General features: G+C 68.9%; 19 protein-coding genes and 1 pseudogene. 9 read left to right on the forward strand and 11 right to left on the reverse strand.

Features of this window, described 5'->3' with window-relative positions:
• Positions 1-617 precede the first annotated feature (617 nt).
• Both aspS and DDF62_RS22725 read left to right on the forward strand, forming a co-directional pair.
• On the forward strand, positions 618-2,456 hold the full coding sequence (gene aspS / locus DDF62_RS22720; protein ID WP_165832360.1) for an aspartate--tRNA ligase: 1,839 nt from the start codon (positions 618-620) through the stop codon (positions 2,454-2,456).
• Positions 2,457-2,565: 109 nt separating this feature from the next.
• Entirely contained in the window at positions 2,566-3,114 is a 549-nt protein-coding gene (locus tag DDF62_RS22725; RefSeq protein ID WP_116491229.1) for a hypothetical protein, read from the forward strand.
• 9 nt (positions 3,115-3,123) lie between these two features.
• Here DDF62_RS22725 and DDF62_RS22730 read toward each other — a convergent pair whose 3' ends face one another.
• Both DDF62_RS22730 and DDF62_RS22735 read right to left on the reverse strand, forming a co-directional pair.
• The gene (locus DDF62_RS22730; protein ID WP_116491230.1) at positions 3,124-3,621 is read right to left on the reverse strand and encodes a pentapeptide repeat-containing protein; all 498 of its coding nucleotides are present in this window, start codon (positions 3,619-3,621) and stop codon (positions 3,124-3,126) included.
• Between the two features lie 77 nt (positions 3,622-3,698).
• Positions 3,699-6,419 carry a TSCPD domain-containing protein gene (locus tag DDF62_RS22735; RefSeq protein WP_116491231.1) on the reverse strand — a complete coding sequence of 907 codons (2,721 nt, stop codon included), beginning with the start codon at positions 6,417-6,419 and terminating at the stop codon, positions 3,699-3,701.
• Positions 6,420-6,642: 223 nt separating this feature from the next.
• Here DDF62_RS22735 and DDF62_RS22740 point away from each other — a divergent pair, with 223 nt between their 5' ends.
• Positions 6,643-7,038, forward strand: coding sequence for an NADH:ubiquinone oxidoreductase subunit NDUFA12 (locus tag DDF62_RS22740; protein ID WP_101717433.1), 396 nt, complete (start codon positions 6,643-6,645; stop codon positions 7,036-7,038).
• 1 nt (position 7,039) lies between these two features.
• Entirely contained in the window at positions 7,040-7,699 is a 660-nt protein-coding gene (locus DDF62_RS22745; RefSeq protein WP_116491232.1) for a DUF2155 domain-containing protein, read from the forward strand.
• On the opposite strand, the gene aat is transcribed toward DDF62_RS22745, so the two are convergent.
• The 4 genes from aat to DDF62_RS22765 all read right to left on the reverse strand — a co-directional run bounded on the left by aat (position 7,636) and on the right by DDF62_RS22765 (position 10,694).
• On the reverse strand, positions 7,636-8,289 hold the full coding sequence (gene aat, locus DDF62_RS22750; protein ID WP_116491233.1) for a leucyl/phenylalanyl-tRNA--protein transferase: 654 nt from the start codon (positions 8,287-8,289) through the stop codon (positions 7,636-7,638). The two genes, DDF62_RS22745 and aat, sit on opposite strands and share 64 nt — an antisense overlap.
• A 67-nt stretch (positions 8,290-8,356) precedes the next feature.
• Positions 8,357-9,700, reverse strand: coding sequence for an acetyl-CoA carboxylase biotin carboxylase subunit (gene accC / locus DDF62_RS22755; RefSeq protein WP_058346513.1), 1,344 nt, complete (start codon positions 9,698-9,700; stop codon positions 8,357-8,359).
• Positions 9,701-9,705: 5 nt separating this feature from the next.
• Positions 9,706-10,212 (reverse strand): acetyl-CoA carboxylase biotin carboxyl carrier protein, encoded by a 507-nt coding sequence (gene accB / locus DDF62_RS22760; protein WP_116491234.1) that lies wholly within the window; start codon positions 10,210-10,212, stop codon positions 9,706-9,708.
• 38 nt (positions 10,213-10,250) lie between these two features.
• Positions 10,251-10,694 (reverse strand): type II 3-dehydroquinate dehydratase, encoded by a 444-nt coding sequence (locus DDF62_RS22765; RefSeq protein ID WP_058346515.1) that lies wholly within the window; start codon positions 10,692-10,694, stop codon positions 10,251-10,253.
• A 78-nt stretch (positions 10,695-10,772) separates the two neighbouring features.
• Between DDF62_RS22765 and thiS the strand changes: the two genes are divergently transcribed.
• Together thiS and DDF62_RS22775 are read left to right on the forward strand one after the other, a co-directional pair.
• On the forward strand, positions 10,773-10,973 hold the full coding sequence (thiS, locus tag DDF62_RS22770) for a sulfur carrier protein ThiS (RefSeq protein ID WP_058346516.1): 201 nt from the start codon (positions 10,773-10,775) through the stop codon (positions 10,971-10,973).
• An 892-nt stretch (positions 10,974-11,865) separates the two neighbouring features.
• Positions 11,866-12,681, forward strand: coding sequence for a thiazole synthase (locus DDF62_RS22775; RefSeq protein WP_116491235.1), 816 nt, complete (start codon positions 11,866-11,868; stop codon positions 12,679-12,681).
• A 150-nt stretch (positions 12,682-12,831) separates the two neighbouring features.
• On the opposite strand, the gene DDF62_RS22780 is transcribed toward DDF62_RS22775, so the two are convergent.
• The 4 genes from DDF62_RS22780 to DDF62_RS22795 all read right to left on the reverse strand — a co-directional run bounded on the left by DDF62_RS22780 (position 12,832) and on the right by DDF62_RS22795 (position 18,414).
• On the reverse strand, positions 12,832-13,161 hold the full coding sequence (locus DDF62_RS22780; protein ID WP_243410458.1) for a hypothetical protein: 330 nt from the start codon (positions 13,159-13,161) through the stop codon (positions 12,832-12,834).
• A gap of 186 nt (positions 13,162-13,347) precedes the next feature.
• A complete protein-coding gene (locus tag DDF62_RS22785; RefSeq protein ID WP_116491237.1) occupies positions 13,348-14,097 on the reverse strand; it encodes a DsbA family protein in 750 nt (249 codons plus the stop codon).
• A gap of 41 nt (positions 14,098-14,138) precedes the next feature.
• The gene (locus tag DDF62_RS22790; protein WP_116491238.1) at positions 14,139-15,545 is read right to left on the reverse strand and encodes a M48 family metalloprotease; all 1,407 of its coding nucleotides are present in this window, start codon (positions 15,543-15,545) and stop codon (positions 14,139-14,141) included.
• Between the two features lie 151 nt (positions 15,546-15,696).
• Complete coding sequence (locus tag DDF62_RS22795) at positions 15,697-18,414, reverse strand: Rne/Rng family ribonuclease (protein WP_116491239.1); 2,718 nt, start codon at positions 18,412-18,414, stop codon at positions 15,697-15,699.
• Between the two features lie 539 nt (positions 18,415-18,953).
• On the opposite strand from DDF62_RS22795, the gene DDF62_RS22805 reads away from it, so the two are divergent.
• Complete coding sequence (locus DDF62_RS22805; protein WP_116491240.1) at positions 18,954-20,150, forward strand: N-acetylmuramoyl-L-alanine amidase family protein; 1,197 nt, start codon at positions 18,954-18,956, stop codon at positions 20,148-20,150.
• A gap of 236 nt (positions 20,151-20,386) precedes the next feature.
• Positions 20,387-22,768, forward strand: coding sequence for a penicillin-binding protein 1A (locus DDF62_RS22810; protein WP_116491241.1), 2,382 nt, complete (start codon positions 20,387-20,389; stop codon positions 22,766-22,768).
• A gap of 12 nt (positions 22,769-22,780) precedes the next feature.
• Here DDF62_RS22810 and DDF62_RS26815 read toward each other — a convergent pair.
• Positions 22,781-22,901, reverse strand: a pseudogene (locus tag DDF62_RS26815) (hypothetical protein); the annotation flags it as partial.
• A gap of 71 nt (positions 22,902-22,972) precedes the next feature.
• Between DDF62_RS26815 and prfB the strand changes: the two are divergent.
• A protein-coding gene (gene prfB, locus DDF62_RS22815; protein ID WP_101717355.1) for a peptide chain release factor 2 occupies positions 22,973-24,095 on the forward strand; the annotation gives its coding sequence in 2 pieces (ribosomal slippage) (positions 22,973-23,041 and positions 23,043-24,095; 1,122 coding nt in all).
• Positions 24,096-24,124: the final 29 nt, after the last annotated feature.

Here is a 24,124-nt window from a genome sequence, read left to right on the forward strand (position 1 = left end):
CGGCCCTTCGGAATAACGACGCGGCGGAGCGGTCGACGAAGCCGAAACGCTAAACAAACCCACGGTCCCCGGGCTCCGCCCGGCCGCTCCGCGCCTCCCCGACCTAACGCGCGCAAACGCGGGAGACCGCGAAGCCGTGCCTCAAGGAACCTCCCCCTGCGGGGGAGGCGATCGCGCAGCGATCGGTGGGGGGAGTGATGACGAACTCACCCACCCCACCGAAAGCTGAAACCGTCCCCCCACCGGCCTTCGGCCGCCTCCCCCAAAGGGGGAGGTTCGCCGACCAAGATCCTCCCCCTGAAGGGGGAGGTGGCCCGAAGGGCCGGAGGGGGAAGTTCCTGATGAGGTCAGCACATCCCCAACGTCAGCAATCCCTTCCCCCTCAGTCGCTTCGCGACAGCTCCCCCTTCAGGGGGAGCATCTGGGAGGGGGGCGGTCTCATCTGCCGCAACGCCCAACGCCCCCCACCGATCGCTGCGCGATCGCCGCGCCCCACAAGGGGAGGGTCCCCGAACCTCAACCGGTCCAATCCTGCCGCGCCCCTCAGAATCCTTGACATAAACGCCCCCGCATGCGCCTTTCCGCGCCTTGCAAATCAACGCGTTTCGAAGCCTTTCATGACCACGATGCACGCCTATCGCACCCATAACTGCGGCGCTCTTCGGGCCAGCGACACCAACGCCAATGTGCGTCTGTCGGGCTGGATCCACCGCAAGCGCGACCACGGCGGCCTGGTCTTCATCGACCTGCGCGACCACTACGGCCTGACCCAGCTGGTCCTGCACCCCGAAACCCCCGGCTTCGCCATCGTCGAGCGTCTGCGCGCCGAGAGCGTGATCCGCGTCGACGGCGTGGTCATCGCCCGTGACGCCGCCGTGGTGAACGCCAACCTGCCGACCGGCGAGATCGAGATCCGCGTCACCGACGTGGAAGTGCTGTCGACCGCCGACGAGCTGCCGCTGCCGGTCTTCGGCGAGCCGGACTATCCGGAAGAGATCCGCCTCAAGCACCGCTATCTCGACCTGCGCCGCGAGACCCTGCACAAGAACATCGTGCTGCGCTCGCGCGTGATCCAGTCGATCCGCAACCGCATGTTCGCGCAGGGCTTCAACGAGTTCCAGACGCCGATCCTGACGGCGTCGTCGCCGGAAGGCGCGCGCGACTTCCTGGTGCCCTCGCGCCTGCACCCGGAGAAGTTCTACGCGCTGCCGCAGGCGCCCCAGCAGTTCAAGCAGCTGCTGATGGTCTCGGGCTTCGACCGCTACTTCCAGATCGCCCCGTGCTTCCGCGACGAAGACCTGCGCGCCGACCGCTCGCTCGAGTTCTACCAGCTCGACGTCGAGATGAGCTTCGTGACGCAAGAAGACGTGTTCGCGGCCATCGAGCCGGTCATGCATGGCGTCTTCGAGGAGTTCTCGAACGGCAAGCCGGTCTCGCCGATCAGCGAGACCCACACCTTCACCAACGACTTTGGCCAGGCCTTCGAGCATAAGGGCTTCGAGCGCCTGACCTACGCCCAGTCGATGGCCTGGTACGGCAGCGACAAGCCCGACCTGCGCAACCCGATCAAGATGGCCGACGTCTCCGAGCACTTCCGTGACGGCGGTTTTGGCCTCTTTGCCAAGATCCTCGGCGCCGACGCCAAGAACGCCATCTGGGCCATCCCGGCCCCGACCGGCGGTTCGCGCGCCTTCTGCGACCGCATGAACAGCTGGGCCCAGGGCGAAGGCCAGCCGGGCCTCGGCTACGTGTTCTGGTCGGAAGACCAGGGCGGCTGGGGCGGCCCGATCGCCAAGAACCTGGGCGAGCCGACGCAAGCCCTGATGGAAAGCCTGGGCCTGGGCGCCGGCGACGCCGCCTTCTTCGTGGCCGGCGATCCGGCCGTGTTCGCCAAGTTCGCGGGCCTGGCCCGCACCCGCGTCGGCACGGAGCTGAAGCTGGTCGCCGAAGAGCAGTTCAAGTTCTGCTGGATCGTCGACTTCCCGATGTTCGAGTGGAACGAGGACGAAAAGCGCGTCGACTTCTCGCACAACCCGTTCTCGATGCCGCAGGGCGGTCTGGAGGCCCTGGAAGGCCAGGACCCGCTGACCATCCGCGCCTACCAGTACGACATCGTCTGCAACGGCTACGAGCTGTGCTCGGGCGCGATCCGGAACCACAAGCCCGAGATCATGCTGAAAGCCTTCGAAATCGCCGGCTACGGCCCCGAAGTGGTCGAGGAGCAGTTCGGCGGCATGCTGAACGCCTTCCGCTTCGGCGCCCCGCCGCACGGCGGTCTGGCCCCCGGCATCGACCGCATCGTCATGCTGCTGGCCGAGCAGGTCGCCATCCGCGAGGTCATCGCCTTCCCGCTGAACCAGCAGGGCCAGGACCTCTTGATGAACGCGCCGGCCAACGTGCTCGACAAGCAGCTCAAGGAGCTGCACATCCGCACGGCTCCCCCGATCAAGGTCTAAGGATCCGGCGACAAGCGCCTGAAAAGACAAAGCCCTCCGGCCGTTCGGCTCGGAGGGCTTTTTCGTGCTATGGTGACGCTGTCGGGGGTGCGCCCAGGGAGGGTTCCCGATGTTCAGGACCGCGTTCGCAATGTGCCTCTGCCTGTCGGCCGCGACGGGCGCATACGCCGCTTCCCCGCCGACCATGGCGGACCAGAAAGCCATCGACAGCGCCATGTCGGCCGCGCCGCCCGCGCTGGCCAAGGGCGCGGCGATCATGACCTTCGCCGCCGACGGCTCGATGCGCCACCTGCGCGACGGGACCAACGGCTACACCTGCATGCCCGACATCCCGACCACGCCGGGCGTCGATCCGATGTGCGCCGACGCCAACGCCATGGAATGGGCCATGGCCATGTTCGGCCGCAAGCCGCCGCCGGAAGGCAAGCCGGGCTTCATCTACATGCTGATGGGCGGCTCGGACCCCAGCAACCTGGATCCGTACGCCACCAAGCCGATGGACGGCCACGACTGGGTCAAGACGGGGCCGCACGTGATGGTCGTCGGCGCGCCGGGCATGCTGGCCGGCTATCCGGGCGGCGCGCGGCCGGACACCTCGAAGCCTTACGTCATGTTCCCGGACACGCCCTACGCGCACCTGATGCTGCCGGTGCGCTGAGGCTTCGGATCAGCGGCAGCGGGGGATCGACAGGCCGCGCGGCAGGGTCGTCGAGGGATCGCCGCAGGCCCGGTTCAGCTGGGCCTGGGTGAGGCCGCTCGCGCGGTCCAGCTCGGCCCCCGAGAAGTTGACGCCGGAAAGGTTGGCGCCGGCGAAGCTCGCGCCCTCCAGATAGGCGCCGACGAAGGTCGCGTTGGTCAGGTCGGCCTTGGCGAAGCTGGCTCCGCCGAAGACGCCGCCATAGGCGTTGATGTCGCGCAGGTCGCCGCCGGTGAACCGCGTGCGGCCCATCACCGCCAGCGACAGGTCGGCCTGGCGCAGGCGGGCGCCGGACAGGTTCTTGGCCCGAAGGGTCAGGCCCGAAAGGTCGGCCTGGAACAGGTTGCAGCGCGGGCAGTCGGCGCCGCGGCGGACGCCGGCGATCTGGCCGGCGTTCTGCGCCAGGGCGGGACCAGCCAGGGCCAGGGTCGACAGCGCGGCGGCGGCGAGGAGGGCCAGCGGTTTCATTTCGGCACGCGTCCTTGGCGATGGAAAGGGCGGGATACGGGACTCACCGCGATCACAGCAAGTCCCGCGCCGGAAACTCAGCCGCGCGGCGAGGGCCGTTCGGCCTGGCCGTTGCAGCTTTCGCAGACCACCAGGCCGCCCTTGCGGCTCAGGGCCACGTCGCCGCAGGCCGGGCAGATGTCGGCCTGGTCGGCGGGCGCGCCGGCCTTGGCCGCGTCGTCCTTGCGGCGCCCGAAGGCGGCGAACACCAGGTTGTCGGGTGTCGCGCCGCGCGAGAAGCCCTTGGAGATGAACTTCGACGCCGGCAGCGGCGCGGGCTCCTCGGCCTCGTCCTCGACGTCGGCGTTCTTGCCGCGCCCCAGGCCGTCGGCGTTGAACTCCTGCGGGTCGCCGTTGGCCAGGTCGTCACGGCCCAGGTACGAAACGCCCAGTTCGCGGAAGATGTAGTCGAGGATCGAGGTCGCCGACTTGATCGAGTCGTTGCCCGTGACGGGACCTGCCGGCTCGAACTTGGTGAATACGTAGGCGTCGACGAACTCGTCCAGCGGCACGCCGTATTGCAGGCCGATCGAGATCGCGATGGCGAAGTTGTTCATCAACGACCGGAAGGCGGCGCCTTCCTTGTGCATGTCGATGAAGATCTCGCCGACCTCGCCGTCCTCGTACTCGCCGGTGTGCAGATAGACCTTGTGGCCGCCGACGGCCGCCTTCTGGATATAGCCCTTGCGGCGGTCGGGCAGCTTGCGGCGCTCGCGCTGGCGCTCGACCACCTTCTCGACCACGCGCTCGGTGACGATCGGCTCGGGCGGCCTGGCGCGCGGCGTCTCGGCCGGGGCTTCGGGCAGGTCGAGCGCGAAGTCGGCCGGCGCCGGAGCGCGCGACAGATTCAGAGCGCGGACGCCGGCGCGGGCGGCCGAGGCCTGAAGTCGCAGCAGATCGGCCGGACGGGCGTCGAACGGCGCGACCAGCGCCAGCGGCCAGGGGCCGCAGACGAAGGTCTCGACGGCGGCGGTGATGGCGATGCGATCGGCCTGGGCCGGCGCCTCGAAGGCGCGCAGCAGGTCCTGGGTCTCGCTCGCGAGCGCTAGGCTATCGAACAGGCGGCCGGTTCCGACGGCGTGGCGCTGGGCCTCGAGGACGGCGCCCGGCGCGAAGCCGGCGAAGGCCAGGGTGTCGAACGCCGGATCGGCCAGGGCCTCGCGCGAGGCGCCCAGCACGTCGCCGATGAAGTCGGCGCCGACGATGGCGGGGGCGAAGGCCGCTCGCAGGTCGCCGCGGGCGCGCAATGCGGCCTCGGCCAGGCCGATCTCGTGGCTGGTGAAGCCGACGGCGGTCAGCGCGCGATGGTCGACGCCGGGGGCGTCTTCGAGCGATCCGGCGCCCAGGGCATGCACCCGCACCGCGTCGAGGTCGGCCCCGGCGGCGCGCAGGGCGGCCTGGGCGCTGGCGGAAAGCTGGGGCAAGGCGACGCCGTCGCTGGTCTCCGAGGGCAGGATCAGGTTCCAGCCGCTATCCAGGCCGGGGGGCGCGCCCAGGCGCAGGGCGGTCTCTGAGTCCTCGAAGGCCGCGACGAGGCCAGCGCCACGCAGACCGTGGGCCTTGGCCGCGGCCAGGGCGGCTTGCAGCCCCGCCGTCGCCTCCGCAGCCAGCGGGGTCGTCAATGCAGAGGCGGCTTCGGCGCGTCGGGCGAGGCCGGCCAGGATGCGTTCGGACTCGACGGTGAAGGCCTCGGCGGCGCCGAGGGCCTCCGCTACGGAGGCGGAGGCGGCCAGCGCTTCGCCAGCGGCGACGGCCCAGAGGGCGGCCGCAGCGTCACGACCAGCCTCGGTAGCGGGCGAAAGGTTCTGGGCCAGCAGCCAGTCGCCGACGCCGGCCAGGGTCAACGCCACGGCGCCGTCCTGCGGGCGGTCCAGCTCGAGGGCCACGGCCCAGAGCCGAACGGCATGACGGAAGCCGGCGAGGTCGAAGCCGTCATCGCCGAGGAAAGCCGCGGCGTTGACGGCCGCGCGGGCCGCGGCGCCGGCCGCCAGCTGATCGGCGTCGGCGGGCGACAGGGCCAGGGTGACGCCGCCGGTCTCCCAGCTGGCCCGGGCGGCCAGGGCGGCGAACTCGTCACCCGCGGCCACGTCGGTCGGTTCGGCCAGGGCGAGCAGGGACGGAATCTTGGCGGGCCGGACGGCGAAGGCGGAGAAGCCGGGCGCGCCGGCGCTGGCCACGGCGTCGGCGATGCTGGCGTCGCTGGCGCCGGCCGCGCGGGCCTTCTGGGCGGCCCGGGCCAGGGCGACGTTGCGGGCGGGGTCCGCGCAGGCTCGCGCGTCGCCCTCGCAGCGCAAGACCGAGTCGGCGACGGCGGTCAGGGCGGCGTCCAGTCGGGACGCGGCCTCCCGAGCCAGACGATCCGCGCGGGCGAGGCCAACGTGCTCGGCGGCGGCGGCGCGAAACTCGATGGCGGAAACGTGCAGCGGCGCGGGCAGGGCGGCCGCCGGACCGGCGGGCGCGCCATAGCCGGCGAGCATGCTGTCGACGAGGTCGCCGGCGAAGGCGCGAGCGTCGGCTTCCGACGCGAAGAGCCCCGCTTCGCGGCCGGCCTTGCTCAGGCGAGCAGCGTAGTGCTCCAGCGCGCCGTCGAGGTGGCTCTCAGGATCGGATGGGCCCGGAGGCGCCCAATCCAGCCAGGCCTCGACGCGGGCGTCGGGCCAGCCCAGAGGCGCAAGGGTTTCGATGAAGCGGTCGGGCCGTTCGACCTCGCGCAGGTCGGATTCCGGCGCGTGTCCGGCGAAGAGTCGTTCAAAGCGCATGGGCCGATTCCGCGGCGGGTGCTTCGTCATGGTGTCAACCCTAAACCGGAGGTCGGTAACCATCAATAGATGTTGGGTCTGTGGCCCATGCTGTCCACAACATCTTGAAGCGCGCTTCGGTGACGGCTCTGCTGGACGCTGAGGGCTCGCCGACCTATAGTCCGCCCGCTTCGCGCCGCGCTTTTTCGGTCGCGAAGGCCTTTGCTAGATTGGGTGCCGCGCAGTGCTGAAAGCGATCTTCACGTGGTGGAACGGGGTGACCATCGGTCAGCGTTTCCACATTTCCCGCCGGGGCGTGTTCGTTGGTCAAGACGAGTTCGGCAACCGCTACTTCGAAGCGCGCGACAACAAGGACAGCTACGACGACCGCAAGCGTCGTTGGGTGATCTATGACGGCTACGCCGAGGCCTCCAAGGTTCCGCCGGACTGGAGCGGCTGGCTGCACTACACCTTCGACGAGCCGCCGACCCAGGCGCCGCTGCCGCGTCGCGCGTGGGAAAAGGACCACCTGCCGAACCTGACGGGCACCGTCCACGCCTGGCGTCCGAAGGGCGCCATCGGCCGTGGCGGCGAGCGCGCCGTCGCCACCAGCGACTATCAGTCCTGGTCGCCGGAATAAGATGAGCTTCAAGCGGCGCAGCCTGCAGGGCGCGGCGATCCTGGTCGCCGCGGTTCCGTTCGCCGTCGGCGCCGCCTGGGCGCTGCAGGCCGCTCCGCAGCAGGCGCGGCCAGCGCAGCAGGCTCCGGCCGCCGCGCCGCCGCCCACGGGCCAGCCCGCGCCGGTCGCCCCGACGCCCAAGCCTGTCCAGCAGCCGGCGCTCTCCAACGGCGCGCCGCCACCCGAGCCGGCCCCGCCGCCCGCGGCCGATCCCGTTCCCGCCAAGCCGGTCGCCACCGCTCCGGTCAAGCCGGCCGAGCCCGCCAAGCGCGGGCGCTACGGCGTGGCCATAATTCAGGCGCTGGACAAGGTCACGACCGAGACCATGCGGTTCGAGGTCCCGGTGGGCCAGCCTATCCGCTACAAGACCCTGGTCTTCACGGCGCGCGCCTGCGAGGTCACGGCCGCGGACGAGCTGGCGCCCGACCAGATCGCCTACCTGACCATCGATACCCAGCCCAAGGCCTTGCCGGGTCGCGCCGCTCCTGCCGGTCGACAGGTGTTCAAGGGATGGATGTACGCCAGCTCGCCGGGCCTCAACCCGCTCGAGCACCCGGTCTATGACGCCTGGCTGATCGCCTGCAAGACGTCGGCCCCGGTCGCCGCAGGCCCCAGCAAGTAGAAATCCGACTCGGCCAGCAGGGCCTTGGCCAGCCGGCGCTTGTAGTCGGCGCGCGAGATCTCGACCGTGCCGAACTGCGCCAGGTGATCGGTGATGAACTGGGTGTCGAGCAGCTTGTAGCCGCCGACGTTCAGGCGCCCGACCAAGTGCACCAGCGCCACCTTGCTGGCGTCGCGGGCGGTCGAGAACATGCTTTCGCCAAAGAAGGCTGCGCCCAGCGAGACGCCGTAGAGCCCGCCGACCAGGTCGCCGCCTTGCCAGCACTCGACGCTGTGAGCGCGGCCGGCGGCGTAGAGCATGCCGTACATCTTCTGGATCGGGGCGTTGATCCAGGTCTCCAGGCGTCCCGGACGGGACGAGGCGCAGGCTTCGACCACGGCGTCGAAGGCGGTGTCGACGCGGACCTCGAAGGGTTCGCTGCGCACGGTGCGCGCCAGACGGCGGGGGATGTGCATGGCGTCGAGCGGCAACACGCCGCGCCATTGCGGATCGATGAGGAAGAGGCGTTCGTCATGGCGCGCGTCGGCCATGGGGAAGACGCCGCGTTCGTAGCAGGCGACGAGATCGTCGAGGCCGAAGGCGTCGTCCATGCGCGTCAGTGGGTTCCGATCGTCCCGATCGGCCCCGGATCGCTCCGGGGCCGACCAAGATAAGGCCTTAGCCCTGCGACTTGATCCAGCGTTCCAGCCAGTGGATGTCGTAGTCGCCGGCCAGGATGTCGGGCTGAACCAGGAGGTCCTGGAACAGCGGGATCGTGGTCTCGACGCCGCCGACGACCATTTCGCCCAGGCAGCGCTTGAGGCGCGCGATGCACTCGGCGCGGTCGCGGCCGTGGACGATCAGCTTGCCGATCAGGCTGTCGTAGTACGGCGGGATCGCGTAACCGGTGTAGATCGCCGAATCCAGGCGCACGCCCAGGCCGCCCGGCGCGTGGAAGTCCGTCACCGTGCCCGGCGAGGGCGTGAAGGTGCGGGCGTTCTCGGCGTTGATGCGGCATTCGATGGCGTGGCCCTCGAACACGACGTCTTCCTGGGTGAATGACAGCGGCAGGCCCGCGGCGATGCGGATCTGTTCGCGCACCAGGTCGATGCCGGTGATGGCTTCGGTGACCGGGTGCTCCACCTGCAGGCGGGTGTTCATCTCGATGAAGAAGAACTCGTCGTTCTCCCACAGGAACTCGATGGTGCCGACGCCGAGATAGCCGATGGCCTTGACCGCGTCGACCACGACCTTGCCGATCTTGGCGCGACCCTCGGCCGACAGGGCGGGCGAGGGGGCTTCTTCCAGCACCTTCTGGTGGCGGCGCTGCAGCGAGCAGTCGCGTTCGCCCAGGTGCACCACGTTGCCGTGGCTGTCGGCGATGACCTGAAGCTCGATGTGGCGCGGCTTCTGGAGGTAGCGCTCCATGTAGACCGTGTCGTCGCCGAAGGCGGCGCGGGCCTCGGCGCGGGCGGTCGCGACCGCCTCGGCGAGGTCTTCACGGGTCTGGGCGACCTTCATGCCGCGACCGCCGCCGCCGGCGGCGGCCTTGATCAGCACCGGGAAGCCGATCTTGTCAGCGGCCGCGAAGGCCTCTTCCTCGGTCGAGACGCCGCCGTCCGAGCCCGGGACGACCGGGATGCCGGCGTCCTTCACGGCCTGCTTGGCGGTGATCTTGTCGCCCATCATCCGGATGTGTTCCGGCTTGGGGCCGATGAAGGTGAAGCCGTGCGCGCCGACGATCTCGGCGAAGCGGGCGTTCTCCGACAGGAAGCCGTAGCCCGGGTGGATGCCCTGGGCGCCGGTGATCTCGGCGGCGGCGATGATCGACGGGATGTTGAGGTAGCTCTTGGCCGCCGGGGCGGGGCCGATGCACACGCTCTCGTCGGCCAGGCGCACCCACATCGAGTTGCGGTCGGCCTCGGAATGGACCGCCACGGTGGCGATGCCCATTTCCTTGCAGGCGCGGTGAACCCGGAGCGCGATCTCGCCCCGGTTCGCGATGAGGATCTTGTCGAACATGGCGATTACTCGATGACGACGAGCGGCTCGCCGAACTCGACGGGCTGGGCGTCGGCGACCAGGATCTCGACGATCTTGCCGGCCTTCGGGGCGGAGATCGGGTTCATGGTCTTCATGGCTTCGACGATCAGCAGGGTCTGGCCGGCCGAGACGGTGTCGCCCACCTTGATGAAGGCGTCGGCGCCGGGCTGCGGCGAGAGGTAGGCGGTGCCCACCATCGGCGACTTCACGGCGTCGCCGCGAACGGCGGCCGGGGCCGGAGCGGCGGCTTCGGCGACCGGGGCGGCGGCCGGAGCCGGGGCGGCGACCGGCGCGGCCACCGGGGCCGGAGCGGCGACGTAGGTGGTCGGAGCGACGGTCAGTTCACGGGCGACGCGGATCTTCAGGCCGCCGTGCTCGACCTCGATCTCGGTCAGGCCGGTGTCCTTCAGGATGTCGGCCAGCTTGCGGACCAGGCGGGCGTCGATCGACGGGGTTTCGGCCGTCTCGGCGGGGGCCTTCGGATTAGACATTGAAGCTTACCTTATCAGTTGGGGCCGGGGCGCGGACGTCAGTCGACGCTGATCAGTCCGGCGGCGGCCTCGATGGCCAGTTCATAACTCGCAGCGCCGAAGCCGGAGACCAGGCCGGTCGCCGCGAGCGAAACGAAGGTGTGGCGGCGGAACTCCTCCCGCGCCGCAGGGTTCGACAGGTGACACTCGATGACCGGGATATTCAAGGTCTTCAGGGCGTCGAGGAGGGCGATGGAGGTATGTCCATAACCCGCCGGATTGATCACGAGCGCGCTGGCCTCGGTGCGGGCTTCCTGCACCCAGTCGATCAGCACGCCTTCGTGATTGCTCTGCCGGAACACGACGGAAAGCCCCCTGGCCGCGGCCCGCGCCTCGCAGCGCACGCGCACGTCATCCAGGGTGTCCTTGCCGTAGATCTCGGGCTCCCGCGTTCCCAACAGGTTGAGATTGGGCCCGCTCAGCACATGGATCGGTTTGACCATTCGGCTCCGCCGTCGATTCCGGAGGTCTTGTATAGCCGGTTCCGCCGCGTCACAAGCAGGGCTCGCTTCGGAGGTGAGATGAGACTTCTACTGAACGGCGAAGACCGCCAATTCGACGGCGTCGCCAGCATCGCGGACCTGGTGGCCGCCCTGGGCCTTGACGCGCGCAAGGTGGCCGTCGAACGCAACCTCGAGATCGCCCCGCGCTCGCTGTACGCCGATACGGCGCTGGCCGATGGGGATCGCATCGAGATCGTGACGTTCATCGGCGGCGGGTGAGAAGCCAAGACGCTCCCCCTGAAGGGGGAGCTGTCGGCGAAGCCGACTGAGGGGGAGGGGATTTCTGGCTTTGCTGGCGCACTGACTTCATCTGGAACTTCCCCCTCCGGCCCTCCGGGCCACCTCCCCCTTCAGGGGGAGGATCTGGGAGCACGGCCTCGCAGCCTCTCGCGCGAATGCGCAGAGTTTGTGGAGAGGGCGCGGGGCGTCCGGGCCTCGCCCGGATGTTGTGATTTGAATACCGTTTCGACGAAGCTGGAACGCCCCGCGCGATCGTTTGACCTCAGGCCGGGGCGCGCGGGCCTTTTCCGCCCTTCACCCCCTTCGGCATCCGCCTTCCCCGTGACCGGGCTGTGAGCTTCGCTAGCCATCGCGTGCAGACAGAAGGCGCCGGAGCGGACCCTCGGACGGGCGGGAGCCTATTGGGCAAGCTCCCGATGGATGGGTTTACGTCCCCCATCCTCATTCAAACCTGGCCCGGTCCTGCTCACGCAGCTCCGGCGGTCCCGCTCGATCGCATCCGCGTCGCACGCTTCGGGCCGGATCCTTGCGCCCTCTCCCTGCGACGGGACTGTTTGAGTGTACGGCGGGTTTGAGCGCGTCTGATCCAGCACGGTGAGAAAGTTGCAAGTGTTTGGATTGGTTTGGGTCTTTTCGCTGAGCGCCGGGGATCGACGCTGCTCTATCCCCATAACCAGGAACCTCCCCCTGTGGGGGAGGCGATCGCGCAGCGATCGGTGGGGGGGAGTGGTGGGGGGGCATGAGAGGCTAGCGCTTCGGAAGCTGAAAGCGTCCCCCCGCCGGCCTTCGGCCGCCTCCCCCAGAGGGGGAGGTTCCCAATCCGCGCCTCTACGGATTTGAAACCCAGGCTGCCCAGGCGTAAACCGGCCGCATGAACGCGCACGTTTCCCCCGAATCCGCCGCGCCGGCCGCCCCCGCCGACGAAACCTGGACCGTCGCCGGTCGCACCTTCAGCTCGCGCCTGATCGTGGGCACGGGCAAGTACAAGGACTACGCGACCAACGCCGCCGCCGCCCGCGCGGCCGGGGCCGAGATCGTCACCGTGGCCGTGCGCCGCGTGAACCTGACCGATCCGAGCCAGCCGCTGCTGGTCGACTACATCAAGCCGACCGAGTTCACGTATCTGCCTAATACGGCGGGTTGCTTTACGGGTGAGGACGCCGTGCGCACCCTGCGCCTGGCCCGCGAGGCCGGCGGCTGGGACCTGGTGAAGCTGGAAGTGCTGTCGGACCCCAAGACCCTGTTCCCGGACATGGAAGAGACCCTGCGCTCGCTGAAGCTGCTGGTCGCCGACGGTTTCCAGGTGATGGTCTACTGCTCTGACGACCCGGTCTACGCCAAGAAGCTGGAAGAGGCCGGCGCGGTGGCGATCATGCCGCTGGGCGCGCCGATCGGCTCGGGCCTTGGCATCCAGAACCGCGTCAACCTGCGGATCATCGTCGAGAACGCAGGTGTGCCTGTGCTGGTCGACGCCGGCGTCGGCACGGCGTCGGACGCGGCCATCGGCATGGAGCTGGGCTGCGACGCCATCCTGATGAACACCGCCATCGCCGAGGCCAAGGACCCGATCCGCATGGCCAAGGCCATGAAGCACGCGGTCATCGCCGGTCGCGAAGCGTATCTGGCCGGGCGGATGCAAAAGCGCCTGTATGCGGATCCCAGCTCGCCGCTGGCGGGGCTGATCTAGCGTCCAAAGACCCTCTCCCTTTGGGAGAGGTGTCGCCGCAGGCGACGGAGAGGGGAGTGGCTGGGAAATCGGCCGCCGTCAACACTAGTTGAGACCGGCCCCCCTCCGGCGCTTCGCGCCACCTCCCCCAGAGGGGGAGGATCTTTGGCGTCAGGCCTTGAAGTCGACCAGCACGCCCTTCTTCTCCTCGGCCTGCTGGGTGACCTCGTCCTTGATCATCTGCTTGATCTTGGCTTCGAGCTTTTCGCGTTCCTTGGAATCCATCGCCGCGACGTCTTCCTCGGTGAGCCCCAGCTTGCCGAGGATGGCCGCCCGCATCTTCTCGGCCGGCGACTTGGCGGCGTAGTCGTAGAGCTCCTGGCGGGCCGAGGCGCCGCCGACGCCGGATGAGGCCGGGGCGAAGGTCGAGGCCGCGCCGTTGACGCGATCGATCGCCGAGGTCGACATCGTCGCCCAGGGATTGGAACCGGAGACAAGCATGAGAACTCCCGCCGCTGATCTGGCGGGAGGTGCAAAGCAAACGCCGTGCAAGCTGGGCTCGCACGGCGTTTCCAAAGATTTCAAAAGGTTGCGACAGCGTGTCGCGCAGGCTCCCGGCGTTCCCGGCAAAGCTTGCCGCGCCGTTTCAACCGCCGGGCGATCCTTGCCGCCCGTTCGGCCAAAGCGTCAGCCCTTCTTCTTGGCGGCGATGCGGGCTTCCTCGATAGCCAGGTTCAGAGCCTTCATGTCGGCGCCGGGGATCATCTTGTCGCCGACGATGAAGGCCGGCGTGCCCTCGATGTGCAGCGCCTGGGCCAGGCCCTGGACGTCCTGGAGCTGCTGGGTGACGGCGGCGTTGGCGCCGTCCGCGCGGGCCTTCTCGACGTCGACGCCGGCGGCCTTGGCGATGCGGGCGATGGCGGCTTCGTCGAGGCTCTTCTCGGCCATCATGCCCTTGTAGACGGGCAGGGTCTTGCCCTGGGCCTGGGCGCCGATGGCCATGCGAGCGGCCAGCTCGGACTCGCGGCCGAAGATCACGAACTCCTTGAAGACAAAGCGGATGTCGGGGTTCTTCTCGATGATCTCGACGACCTGCGGGGCGGCGATCTTGCAGTAGCCGCACTTGTAGTCGAAGAACTCGGTGACGGTGATCGTCCCGTTAGGATTGGCCACGAAGTCGCGGGGATCACGCTCGATGGCCTGGCGGTGCTTGGCGATCGCCCCCTGCGACTTGGAGGCGGCCTGGGCCAGCTGCTTCTCTTGCAGCCTGGCGCTGACCTCCAGCAGGACCTCCGGGTTCTCCAGCAGGTAGGCCCGGACCTTCTTGCCGAATTCCTGGTCGCTCTTGGAAGGCCCCTGGGGCTGGCTGCAGGCGGCCATGCCGGTCGTCAGGACAAGGGCGGCGGCGGCCAGGGCGAGGGGGCGGCGAAGGGGCATTCGGATCTCGGTCTCAGCTCGGTCTTTGGGAGAATCGGCGATCAGGGATTGGACGCCGTCAGGCCTTCCTTGGCCAGGGCCTTGAGGTCCTGGTCGCTGGGACGGGAGGCCAGCACGATGTCGGTGGCGCGCCGCCAGTCGGGCGTGTCCTTCTTCAGGAGCTCGCGGGCGCGCATGGCGAACACCCGGGCTTCCTGGACGGCGCCCAGGTTGAAATACTGCTCGGCGGTGGCCAGGCGCGCCTCGCCGTCCTTGCCCTGCTTGTCGTAGGCCTGGGCCAGCAGGCGCCAGGCGACGGCGTTGTCGCCCTCGTTGATCAGGGCGCGCTTCAGCTCGCCGACGCCTTCCTCGATCTTCTTGGGGTCGTCGAGGCCGATCAGGGTCTGGCCCAGATTGATGCGCAGCAGGGCCGCGTCGGGCTTGAGCGCCACCGAGCGGCGCTGGGGCTCCTCGGCCAGGGCGACGCGGTTGAACTCGAACAGGATCTGGCCCTTGAGCTCCCAGAGGTAGGGATTCTTGTCGTTCTCGGCGATCAGGTCGTCGAGGATCTTCAGGGCCCGGTCGGGCTCCTTCATCTGGTAGTAGGCGATCGAGCGGGCGTAGCGGGCCGGGAAGCTGCGGTCGGTCTCGCGGTACTTGATCAGGGCCGTCTGGGGATTGATGAACCCCTCCAGCTTGGCCTTCATGATCTCGTGCTCGGCCAGCTCGTCGGGAGTGTCGACGGCGTCGTAGTGGGGCAGGCGCTCGACCTTGGCCCGCAGGGCCTCGATGCGGTCGGACGACAGCGGGTGGCTGCGGAAATAGGCAAAGCGCCGCGACTGGTCGAAGATCTCCTGGTAGCGGAAGTTGTCGAAGAACTCGACGAGGCCGCGGCCCGACTGGCCGGTGGCTTCCAGGAAGTTGGCGCCGGCCTGGTCGGCGCGGGATTCCTGCTCGCGGCTGTAGCCCAGCGCGCCCAGGGTTCCGAAATAGCTGGCGTTGCCCAGCAGCACCGCGCCGGCGTCGGGCGCGCCGGCGAGAGCCGCCAGGACGCCCAGGCCCATGGTCAGGATCATCGGCCGAAGGCCGGCCTTCATCATCTCGTCGGAGCGCAGCGGGTGGGCGCCGGCGAGGTGGCCGGTTTCGTGGGCGATGACGCCCTTGAGCTGGTTGGGGGTCTCGGTCTGAAGGATCAGGCCGGTGTTGAGGCCCATCATCAGGCCCTGGGTCGCGAAGGCGTTCAGTTCCTTGTCGCCGACCAGCAGGATGCGGACCGTCTTGGGATCCAGGCCCGCCGCCGCGTAGATCGGGTCGGAATCGCGGTGCAGGATCTCTTCGATCTCGGTGTCGCGGATCAGCGACAGGCCTTGGGCCTGGGCCGCGATCGGGGCCGCCACGGAGGCCAGCAGGGCGAGGGCGGAAAGGCCGGCGCCGAACGTCTTGCCGACGGTCCTCTTGCGGGACGTCATCGATGGTCTCCTGGTCGCGCCCCCGCGCCGTCCGGCAGTCTAGCGCGCAGCTGGCGCGGCTGGAAATCGCAAGGGCGAGGCTTGTCTAGGAGGGGATATAGGCGCGAACCGCGGCGACGCCATGGCGCCGCCGCGGTCCTTTGCTGTCGGATCAGCTCCGACGCCACCAGCCGCGCTTGGGCTGGGCGGGCGGGGCGCTGATCTCGTTCGGATCGGGCTCGGCCGCGACAGGCGCGGGCGCGGGCTCGGCCGGGGTCTCGACGACCGCTTCGACGGGCGCCGGGGCGGTTTCGGCCACCGGCTCGGGGGCCGGTTCCGGAGCGATCTCGACGTCGGCGGCGACGATCGGGGTGGCGTCGGCGACGGTCTCGGCGATCGGCTCGGCGGCCTGTTCCGCGACAGCTTCGACGGCCTCGGTCGTTTCGACCTCGGTCTCGGCGGCGGCCTTGCGGCCACGGCTGCGCGAGCGGCGCGGCTTCTTGGCTTGGGTGGTTTCCTCCGGCGTCGGCAGCTCGACCCACACGTCGGCGGGCGGGCCTTCGATCACCGGCGGCTCGAGCACCAGCGGCGCGACGTCCTCGACCTCGACCGGAGCGATCGGGGCCTCGGCGGCGGGCTGGCGGTCACGACCGCCGCGGCGGCGCTCGCGACGCTCCGAACGCTCGGCGCGTTCCGGACGCTCGGCGGTCTCGGCGCGCTCCTGGCGTTCCGGACGCTCGGCGCGGTCTTGGCGCTCGGCGCGGTCCGGACGCTCGCCGCGATCGCGACGGCCTTCGCCGCCACGGGCTTCCAGCGCTTCCGGATCGTGCCAGACATAGGGGTTGTCGCCGAACGGAACGCGCGGACGGTTCCAGACATAGACGTCGGCGGCGCGATCGCCATCCTCGCGACCCCCGCGGCGACCGCCGCGACGGCCACGGCGGCGGCGGCGGCGGCGCGAATCCTCGTCGTCGCCGTCAGCGTCGGCCTCGGCGTCGAACTCGGCGCCTTCGCCCTCTTCCGAAACCTCGTCCGAGGGCTCCTCGTCACGACGGCCGCGACGACGGCGCTTGTTGCGGCGACCGCCGCGATCCTCGTCCGAGCGGGCCGACTTGCGGGGCGCTTCGTCCTCGTCTTCGTCCTCGTCGCCGTCATCGGCGACGATTTCTTCTTCCTCGTCTTCGTCCTCGTCGTCGAAGACCTCGTCGAACACCGGATCGGGCTCGTAGGCGATCGCCGGCGGGGCGATGCGGTCGCCCAGCTCGGTGCGCTCGATCTCGTGCTCGGCCTGGCGCAGGCCGTCGTCGACCAGCACGGTGACGAACACGCCGTGGTTCAGCTGCAGGCGCTGCAGGTAGCCGCGCTTTTCGTTGAGGATGTAGATGCCGACGGCGCGGCTGACCTTCAGGGTCACGGCGCCGCTGCCCTTCAGGGCCTCGACCTCGACGCCGCGCAGGGCGGCCAGGGCGCTGGATTCGACCGAGCGGACGCGGCCGGTGCCCTCGCAGTGCTCGCAGACGTGGGTGGTGCCTTCCAGGACGCCGGTGCGGCGGCGCTGGCGGCTGATCTCCATCAGGCCAAAGCCCGAGATCTTGCCCATCTGGATGCGGGCGCGGTCGTCCTTGAGAGCGTCCTTGAGGACCTTCTCGACCGTGCGGTTGTTCTTGGCTTCATCCATGTCGATGAAGTCGATGACGATCAGGCCAGCCAGGTCGCGCAGGCGCAGCTGGCGGGCGGCTTCTTCAGCCGCTTCGATGTTGGTCTTGAGGGCCGTGGCCTCGATGTTGCGCTCGCGCGTGGCCTTGCCCGAGTTGACGTCGATGGCGACGAGGGCCTCGGTCTGGTTGATGACCAGATAGCCGCCCGAACGCAGCGGTACGACCGGCGAGTAGATCTGCGCCAGGTGGTCCTCGATGCGGTTCTTGACGAACAGCGGCGTGGCCTCGCGGTACGGGAAGACCTTCTTGGCCTGGCTGGGCATCAGCATGCGCATGAAGTCGCGCGCTTCGCGGTAGCCGGCTTCACCCTCGACCCAGATGCCGTCGAGGTCCTTGTCGTACATGTCGCGGATGGCGCGCTTGACGAGGTCTTCCTCCTCGTAGATCAGCGCCGGCGCAACCGAGTGCAGCGTGTTGTCGCGGATGTTCTCCCACAGACGCAGCAGGTATTCGTAGTCGCGCTTGACCTCGGCCTTGGTGCGCTTGGCGCCGGCCGTGCGGACGATCAGGCCCATGCCCTGCGGCACGTCCAGGCTCTGCACCACGCTCTTGAGGCGCTTGCGGTCGGTCACGGCCGTGATCTTGCGGCTGATGCCGCCGCCGCGGGCGGTGTTGGGCATCAGGACGCCGTAGCGACCGGCCAGCGACAGGTAGGTGGTCAGGGCCGCGCCCTTGTTGCCGCGCTCTTCCTTGACGACCTGGACCAGCATGATCTGCCGGCGGCGGATCACTTCCTGGATCTTGTACTTGCGCATCAGGCGGCGCTTGCGGCGCGCCAGTTCCTCTTCGACGTCGTCTTCGTCGTCGTCGATGGCGTGATCGTTGGCGTCGTCCTCGTCCTCGCCGCCGGTGGCGCGGCGCGAAACGGGGGTGTCGTCCTCGTCGTCGTGCGAATCATCGCGCATCAGCGCTTCGCGGTCGGCGACCGGGATCTGGTAGTAGTCCGGGTGGATCTCGTTGAAGGCGAGGAAACCGTGGCGGTTGCCGCCGTATTCGATGAACGCAGCCTGGAGGCTGGGTTCAACGCGGGTCACCTTGGCGAGATAGATATTTCCACGAAGTTGTTTGCGGGTCTGGCTCTCGAAATCGAATTCTTCAACCCGCGAACCGTCCACGACCACCACACGCGTCTCTTCGGCGTGGGCGGCGTCGATCAACATCTTCTTCGACATACAGGGAATCTCCACGGCGCGCGGCGGGCGCGAGGCCCGGGCGCCGATATGAAAGGAGGGCGCGCGCATCGCAGACCGCGACTTCGCCGAAGCGAAGTTCGAAGGGCGGTTGCCAGAGGCGATCGGGTGCGGCGCAGCCCATGGGGTTTCGTTTGTTTCCTTTGACGCGCCGGGTGGCGCGGATCGGATGACGCGTCGTCGCCGGGAACGGCCAGGGCCCGACGCGGGCCCTTTCGGGCTTTGGCCGTCGAGACATCCGCCCCGCGCCGACCATCGCCCGCAAACTCCAAAGTCCGGCGGCTCCGGCATGAGGGCGCTATGGACGCGTCCGTCATTTGGGAACCACTCACGCAAAGCGCCATGTCTGACGACGTCGCTCCGCGCACGGCGCCACTTTAGCAACATCGGAAGACAAATGAAAAGCGCCGTGGAGCAACCGACGAAATTGATGAAGTCGACGGTTTCCTTAACGGTTTCTCTACCGGCCCCGGGCGATATCCGTCATTGGTTTTTCAGGTAACGCCATTGGCTGGGCGGTAATGCGTAAGGTCGTCATCGGAGCAGCGAGAACGGGTTGGGCGAAGGCGGCTCTGATCGTCGGCGCCCTGGCGCTCGCCGGTGTGGCGGTCGCGACCGTTCAGGGCCCCGCGCCGGCCGCCGGCGTGCAGAAGGTCCGCTTCGGCGGCGACCGCGCCGAGACCCGAGTCGTCATCGACCTGGACCGCGCGGCCGTGGGCAAGCTGATCGGCGACGGCGCCGCGGCCAGCCGGGTCGTGGTGGGCCTGCCCAACGTCACCGTTTCCGGCGACCTGCAGGGCGCGGGCCATGGCCTGGTCGACCGCTGGGTCATCGACGAGGCCGCCGGCGGCGCCCGGCTGTCGCTGGATCTGTCCTCCAAGGCCGTGGTCAAGCGCCGCTTCCTGCTGCCGCCGGCCGATGGCGCGACCGCCTTCCGCTATGTGATCGATCTGGCCGCCGCCGATCCGGCCTCGGCCGGCGCGTCTGTGATGCGTCCGACCACCGTCTCGACCCCAGCCAAGCCCGCGACGCTGAAGCTGAAGAAGACGATCGTCATCGACGCCGGCCACGGCGGCAAGGATCCCGGCTCGGCCGGCGCCAACACCAACGAGAAGGACGTCACCCTGGCCGCGGCCAAGGCGCTGAAGGCCAAGCTGGAGAAGTCCGGCCGCTTCATCGTCGTGCTGACCCGCGACACCGACACCTTCATCCCGCTGGAATCGCGCGTGCAGATCGCCCGCCGCGCCGACGCGGACCTGTTCATCTCGCTGCATGCCGACTCAGGCCCCGACGTCGGCACCCGCGGCGCCAGCGTCTACACCCTGTCGGAAAAGGGCGCCGAGCGCGCCGCCCGGGTGCTGGAGAAGGACGACTGGCTGATGAAGGCCAGCCTGCCGGGGCGCGACCGCGCCGTCGGCCAGATCCTGCTGGACCTGTCGCAGCGCGCCACCAAGAACCGCTCGGCCGCCTTCGCCGAGACCCTGCTGGAAAAGGTCGGCGACGAGACCGTCCTGCTGCGCCGCAGCCACCGCGACGCCGGCTTCATCGTGCTTCTGGCGCCGGACGTGCCGGCCGTTCTGCTCGAAATGGGCTTCATGACCAATGCCGAGGACGAGAAGCTGCTGAAGAGCTCGCAAGGCCGCGAGCGGTTGATGAACGCGGTGGCCAGCTCCATCGAAACCTACTTCGCGACCCAGACCCGGATCAGCGCTCGCTGAGGGGGCTCTTGAGTTTCGAGGGCGGAAACCCCGCCCTTCGACAAGCTCAGGGTGAGGTTTCTCATCTGTCTGTGCGTGTATCTGGTCCTCATCCTGAGCCCGTCGAAGGGCGAGGACCACGCAGGGCGTCGGCAGAAACTCCAACCGCACCAAGTTGGCGCCTCGCCCGATGCGGGTTACAGCCATCCTCTGGATGATTTGAGCGTGCGCGCGTTGCGCCGCTCGACGGAGGCCGTGTGGACTTGAAGCCCGCCGAAAGATGGATCGCCATAGCCGGCGTCGCGGTGCTGTCGACGATCGCGGTGGCGGGGTTCGCCATCGCCATCTATGCCGCGTGGCTGTTCCACGACATGCCCGACGCTGGCGAACTGCAGGACTATCGTCCGCCCACGGCGACGCGCGTCTACGCCTGGGACGGCACCCTGATCGGCGAATACTCCAAGGAACGCCGGATCTTCGTGCCCTACGACCAGATCCCGCCGCAGCTGGCCCAGGCCTTCATGGCCGCCGAGGACCGCAACTTCTTCAAGCACGGCGGCGTCGACGTGGGCGGCTTCTCGCGCGCCATGCTCAAGAACGTCGGCAACGCCATGCGCGGCCGGCGCCTGGAAGGCGGCTCGACGATCACCCAGCAGGTGGCCAAGAACGTCCTCCTGACCAGCGACGCCACGGTGGGCCGCAAGTTCAAGGAAGCGATCCTGGCCCGGCGCCTGGAGCAGTCGCTCGACAAGCAGCAGATCCTCGAGCTGTACCTCAACGAAATCTGGCTGGGCTATCGCTCGTTCGGCGTCGGTTCGGCCGCCTACAACTATTTCGGCAAGTCGCTGCCCGAGCTTTCGCTGTCGGAAGCCGCCTATCTGGCGGCCCTGCCCAAGGGGCCGGACAACTACCATCCGATCCGCAACAAGGGCAAAGCCATCGCCCGCCGCAACTGGATCCTCGACCAGATGGCCGACCTGGGCTGGGTCAGCCGCGCCGAGGCCGAGAAGGCCAAGGCCGAGGACCTGGTGGTGCAGCCGGCGCCCAAGCGCGCGGCCTATGCCGACGCCGACTACTTTGTCGAGGAAGTGCGTCAGCGCGGCATGGCCACGCTGGGCGACCGGATCAGCGAGGGCGGCTATTACATGCGCACCACGCTGGACCCGACGCTGCAGACGGCGGCGCGGGCCTCGCTGATGGACGGCCTGGAGAAATACGACCGCCGCCACGGCTGGCGCGGGGCCTGGGGCCATGTCGAGAGCCTGGACGAGGGCTGGGAGAAGGCCGCCCAGGCCAAGCGTCCGCCGTCGGAGCGCCGCGGCTGGCGCGCGGCCGTCGTCACCTCGGCCGGCGGCGGCGTGCGGCTGGTCAAGGACGAAGGGGAGGGCAGCCTCACCGGTGAAGACATCGCCTGGGCCAAGGCCGGCAAGGGGCTGAAGGTCGGCGACCTGGTGTTCGTCGAGCAGGTGGCCGGAACCTCGTCCTATCGCCTCAAGCAGGTGCCGGCCGTCAACGGCGCGCTGGTGGCCATCGAGCCCTATACCGGCCGCGTGGTGGCCCTGGTGGGCGGCTATTCGTTCTCGCTGTCGAACTTCAACCGGGCGACCCAGGCGATGCGCCAGCCCGGCTCGTCGTTCAAGCCGTTCGTCTACGCCACCGCGCTGGAGAACGGCTACACGCCGGCCAGCGTGATCCTGGACAGCGCCATCACCTTCAAGGGCGCCAACGGCCAGGACTGGAGCCCGGAGAACTACGAGAAGAAGTTCTACGGCGCCCTGCCGCTGCGCAAGGGCCTGGAGCGGTCGGTCAACGCCATGACCGTGCGCCTGGCCCAGGGCGTGGGCATGAAGAAGATCATCGAGATGTCCAAGAAGACCGGCGTGACGCGCGACATGGCGCCCGTGCTGGCCATGGCGCTCGGAGCCGGCGAGACGACGCCGTTCAAGATCACCGCCGCCTATGCGCCGTTCGCCAACGGCGGCCGCCGCATCGAGCCGCACCTGATCGAGCTGGTGCAGGACCGCGAGGGCAAGGTGATCTTCCGCGCCGACAAGCGCGACTGCCCGCGCTGCACCGCCGGCTTCAACGGCGACGAAAGCCCGCGCGTCACCGCGCCGGGCGAGCAGGTGATGGATCCGGTCACGGCCTACCAGATCACCTCGATGCTGCAGGGCGTGGTCCAGCGCGGCACGGCCGCCTCGGTCAGTCAGCTGGGCTATCCGCTGGCCGGCAAGACCGGCACCACCAACGAGTACCGCAGCGCCTGGTTCATCGGCTATTCGCCCGACCTGATCGTCGGCGTGTTCGTCGGCTTCGACGACAACCGCTCGCTGGGGGCCGGCGAAACCGGCTCGCAGGATGCCGTGCCGGTATTCATCGACTTCATGAAGGTGGCGCTGAAGGACAAGCCCAAGACCGACTTCAAGCCGCCGAAGACGGCCAAGTTCGCCATGGTGCGCGGCATCCGCGAGGCCTTCCGCCCGGGCACCGAGCCCAAGGTGGCCGCGCCGACGCCGACCGGCGGGCCGATCTCCTACGGCGACGCCTGGCCCAACGGCGTGCCGACCGGCCAGCCTTCGCCGTCCGATACGCAGCCCAAGCAACAGCCCAAGACGCCGGACATCAGCGGGCTTTACTAGAACTGTGCGGGGTCCTCGTCCTTCGACAAGCTCAGGATGAGGACCCTGTTTCGGGCCGTGGAAAAACCTCATCCTGAGCCTGTCGAAGGACTAGGTTTTCGGCTGAAGAGTCGCCGTTTCCACTTTCGAGCAACCGGCGCGGTTGCGCTGAATCTGGTGGCGGGCTATCTCCCGCGCCCTTACTTTGTGTCACGGAGCTACGTGATGAGACCGGATGTCGAGGCCGCCGCGGCCGACATCGAGCAGTCCGTTGGACTGCTCAGGAGGCGTCTTTGACTGGGATGTCGCCCTTAGAAAACTCGATGAACTGAACGCGCGGGTCGAAGACCCGACGCTGTGGGACCGTCCGACCGAGGCCCAGGCCGTGTCGCGCGAGCGCGCCAACCTGGCCGCCAAGGTCGAGGCCGTGCAGAGCATCGAGCGCGACGTCAAGGACGCGCTCGAATACGCCGAGCTGGCCGACATGGAGTCTGACGAGGACTCGCTGAACGACGCCCGCGCCCAGCTCAAGGCCATCAAGGAACGCGCCGCCCGCGCCGAACTCGAAGCCCTGCTGTCGGGCGAGGCCGACGGCAACGACGCCTATGTCGAAATCAACTCGGGCGCCGGCGGCACCGAGTCGTGCGACTGGGCGGGCATCCTGCTGCGGATGTACACCCGCTGGGCCAACGCCCACGGCATGACCACCGAGCTGATCGAAGAGACCGACGGCGACCAGGCCGGCATCAAGTCGGCCACGCTGCTGGTCAAGGGTCCCAACGCCTATGGCTGGCTGAAGACCGAGGCCGGCGTGCACCGTCTGGTGCGCATCAGCCCGTATGACAGCAGCGCTCGCCGCCACACCTCGTTCGCCTCGGCCTGGGTCTATCCCGTGATCGACGACACGATCGAGATCGAGATCAATCCGGCCGACGTGCGCACCGACACCTACCGGGCCTCCGGGGCCGGCGGTCAGCACATCAACAAGACCGACTCGGCCGTGCGCCTGACGCACGCCCCGACCGGGATCGTGGTGGCCTGCCAGTCGGGCCGCTCGCAGCACCAGAACCGCGACGAGGCCTGGAAGATGCTGCGCGCCCGCCTCTACGAGGCCGAACTGCAGAAGCGGGAAGCCGCCCAGCAGGCGCTGCACGACCAGAAGACCGATATCGGCTGGGGTCACCAGATCCGATCGTACGTCCTGCAGCCGTACCAGATGGTCAAGGACCTGCGGACCAACGTCGAGACCTCCGACACGGACGGCGTGCTCGACGGCGACCTGGACGCCTTCATGGGCGCCTCGCTGGCCCAGCGGGTCGGCGCGACGCGGGACGCTTCCGAGGGCTAAGGCCTTTCGGTGACGCCTGAAAAGACGAA

The sequence above is a fragment of the Caulobacter radicis genome, assembly GCF_003094615.1.
Lineage (GTDB): Bacteria > Pseudomonadota > Alphaproteobacteria > Caulobacterales > Caulobacteraceae > Caulobacter > Caulobacter radicis.

What these genes read in the sequence shown, in the direction of transcription:
- DDF62_RS22730 (WP_116491230.1), bottom strand. Translation starts at nt 3,621, where the DNA reads ATGAAACCGCTGGCCCTCCTCGCCGCCGCCGCGCTGTCGACCCTGGCC.
- accC (WP_058346513.1), bottom strand. Translation starts at nt 9,700, where the DNA reads ATGTTCGACAAGATCCTCATCGCGAACCGGGGCGAGATCGCGCTCCGG.
- DDF62_RS22780 (WP_243410458.1), bottom strand. Translation starts at nt 13,161, where the DNA reads ATGCTTGTCTCCGGTTCCAATCCCTGGGCGACGATGTCGACCTCGGCG.
- accB (WP_116491234.1), bottom strand. Translation starts at nt 10,212, where the DNA reads ATGTCTAATCCGAAGGCCCCCGCCGAGACGGCCGAAACCCCGTCGATC.
- DDF62_RS22745 (WP_116491232.1), top strand. Translation starts at nt 7,040, where the DNA reads ATGAGCTTCAAGCGGCGCAGCCTGCAGGGCGCGGCGATCCTGGTCGCC.
- DDF62_RS22805 (WP_116491240.1), top strand. Translation starts at nt 18,954, where the DNA reads ATGCGTAAGGTCGTCATCGGAGCAGCGAGAACGGGTTGGGCGAAGGCG.
- aspS (WP_165832360.1), top strand. Translation starts at nt 618, where the DNA reads ATGACCACGATGCACGCCTATCGCACCCATAACTGCGGCGCTCTTCGG.
- DDF62_RS22735 (WP_116491231.1), bottom strand. Translation starts at nt 6,419, where the DNA reads ATGCGCTTTGAACGACTCTTCGCCGGACACGCGCCGGAATCCGACCTG.
- thiS (WP_058346516.1), top strand. Translation starts at nt 10,773, where the DNA reads ATGAGACTTCTACTGAACGGCGAAGACCGCCAATTCGACGGCGTCGCC.
- DDF62_RS22790 (WP_116491238.1), bottom strand. Translation starts at nt 15,545, where the DNA reads ATGACGTCCCGCAAGAGGACCGTCGGCAAGACGTTCGGCGCCGGCCTT.
- DDF62_RS22795 (WP_116491239.1), bottom strand. Translation starts at nt 18,414, where the DNA reads ATGTCGAAGAAGATGTTGATCGACGCCGCCCACGCCGAAGAGACGCGT.
- DDF62_RS22775 (WP_116491235.1), top strand. Translation starts at nt 11,866, where the DNA reads ATGAACGCGCACGTTTCCCCCGAATCCGCCGCGCCGGCCGCCCCCGCC.
- DDF62_RS22725 (WP_116491229.1), top strand. Translation starts at nt 2,566, where the DNA reads ATGTTCAGGACCGCGTTCGCAATGTGCCTCTGCCTGTCGGCCGCGACG.
- DDF62_RS22785 (WP_116491237.1), bottom strand. Translation starts at nt 14,097, where the DNA reads ATGCCCCTTCGCCGCCCCCTCGCCCTGGCCGCCGCCGCCCTTGTCCTG.
- DDF62_RS22765 (WP_058346515.1), bottom strand. Translation starts at nt 10,694, where the DNA reads ATGGTCAAACCGATCCATGTGCTGAGCGGGCCCAATCTCAACCTGTTG.
- aat (WP_116491233.1), bottom strand. Translation starts at nt 8,289, where the DNA reads ATGGACGACGCCTTCGGCCTCGACGATCTCGTCGCCTGCTACGAACGC.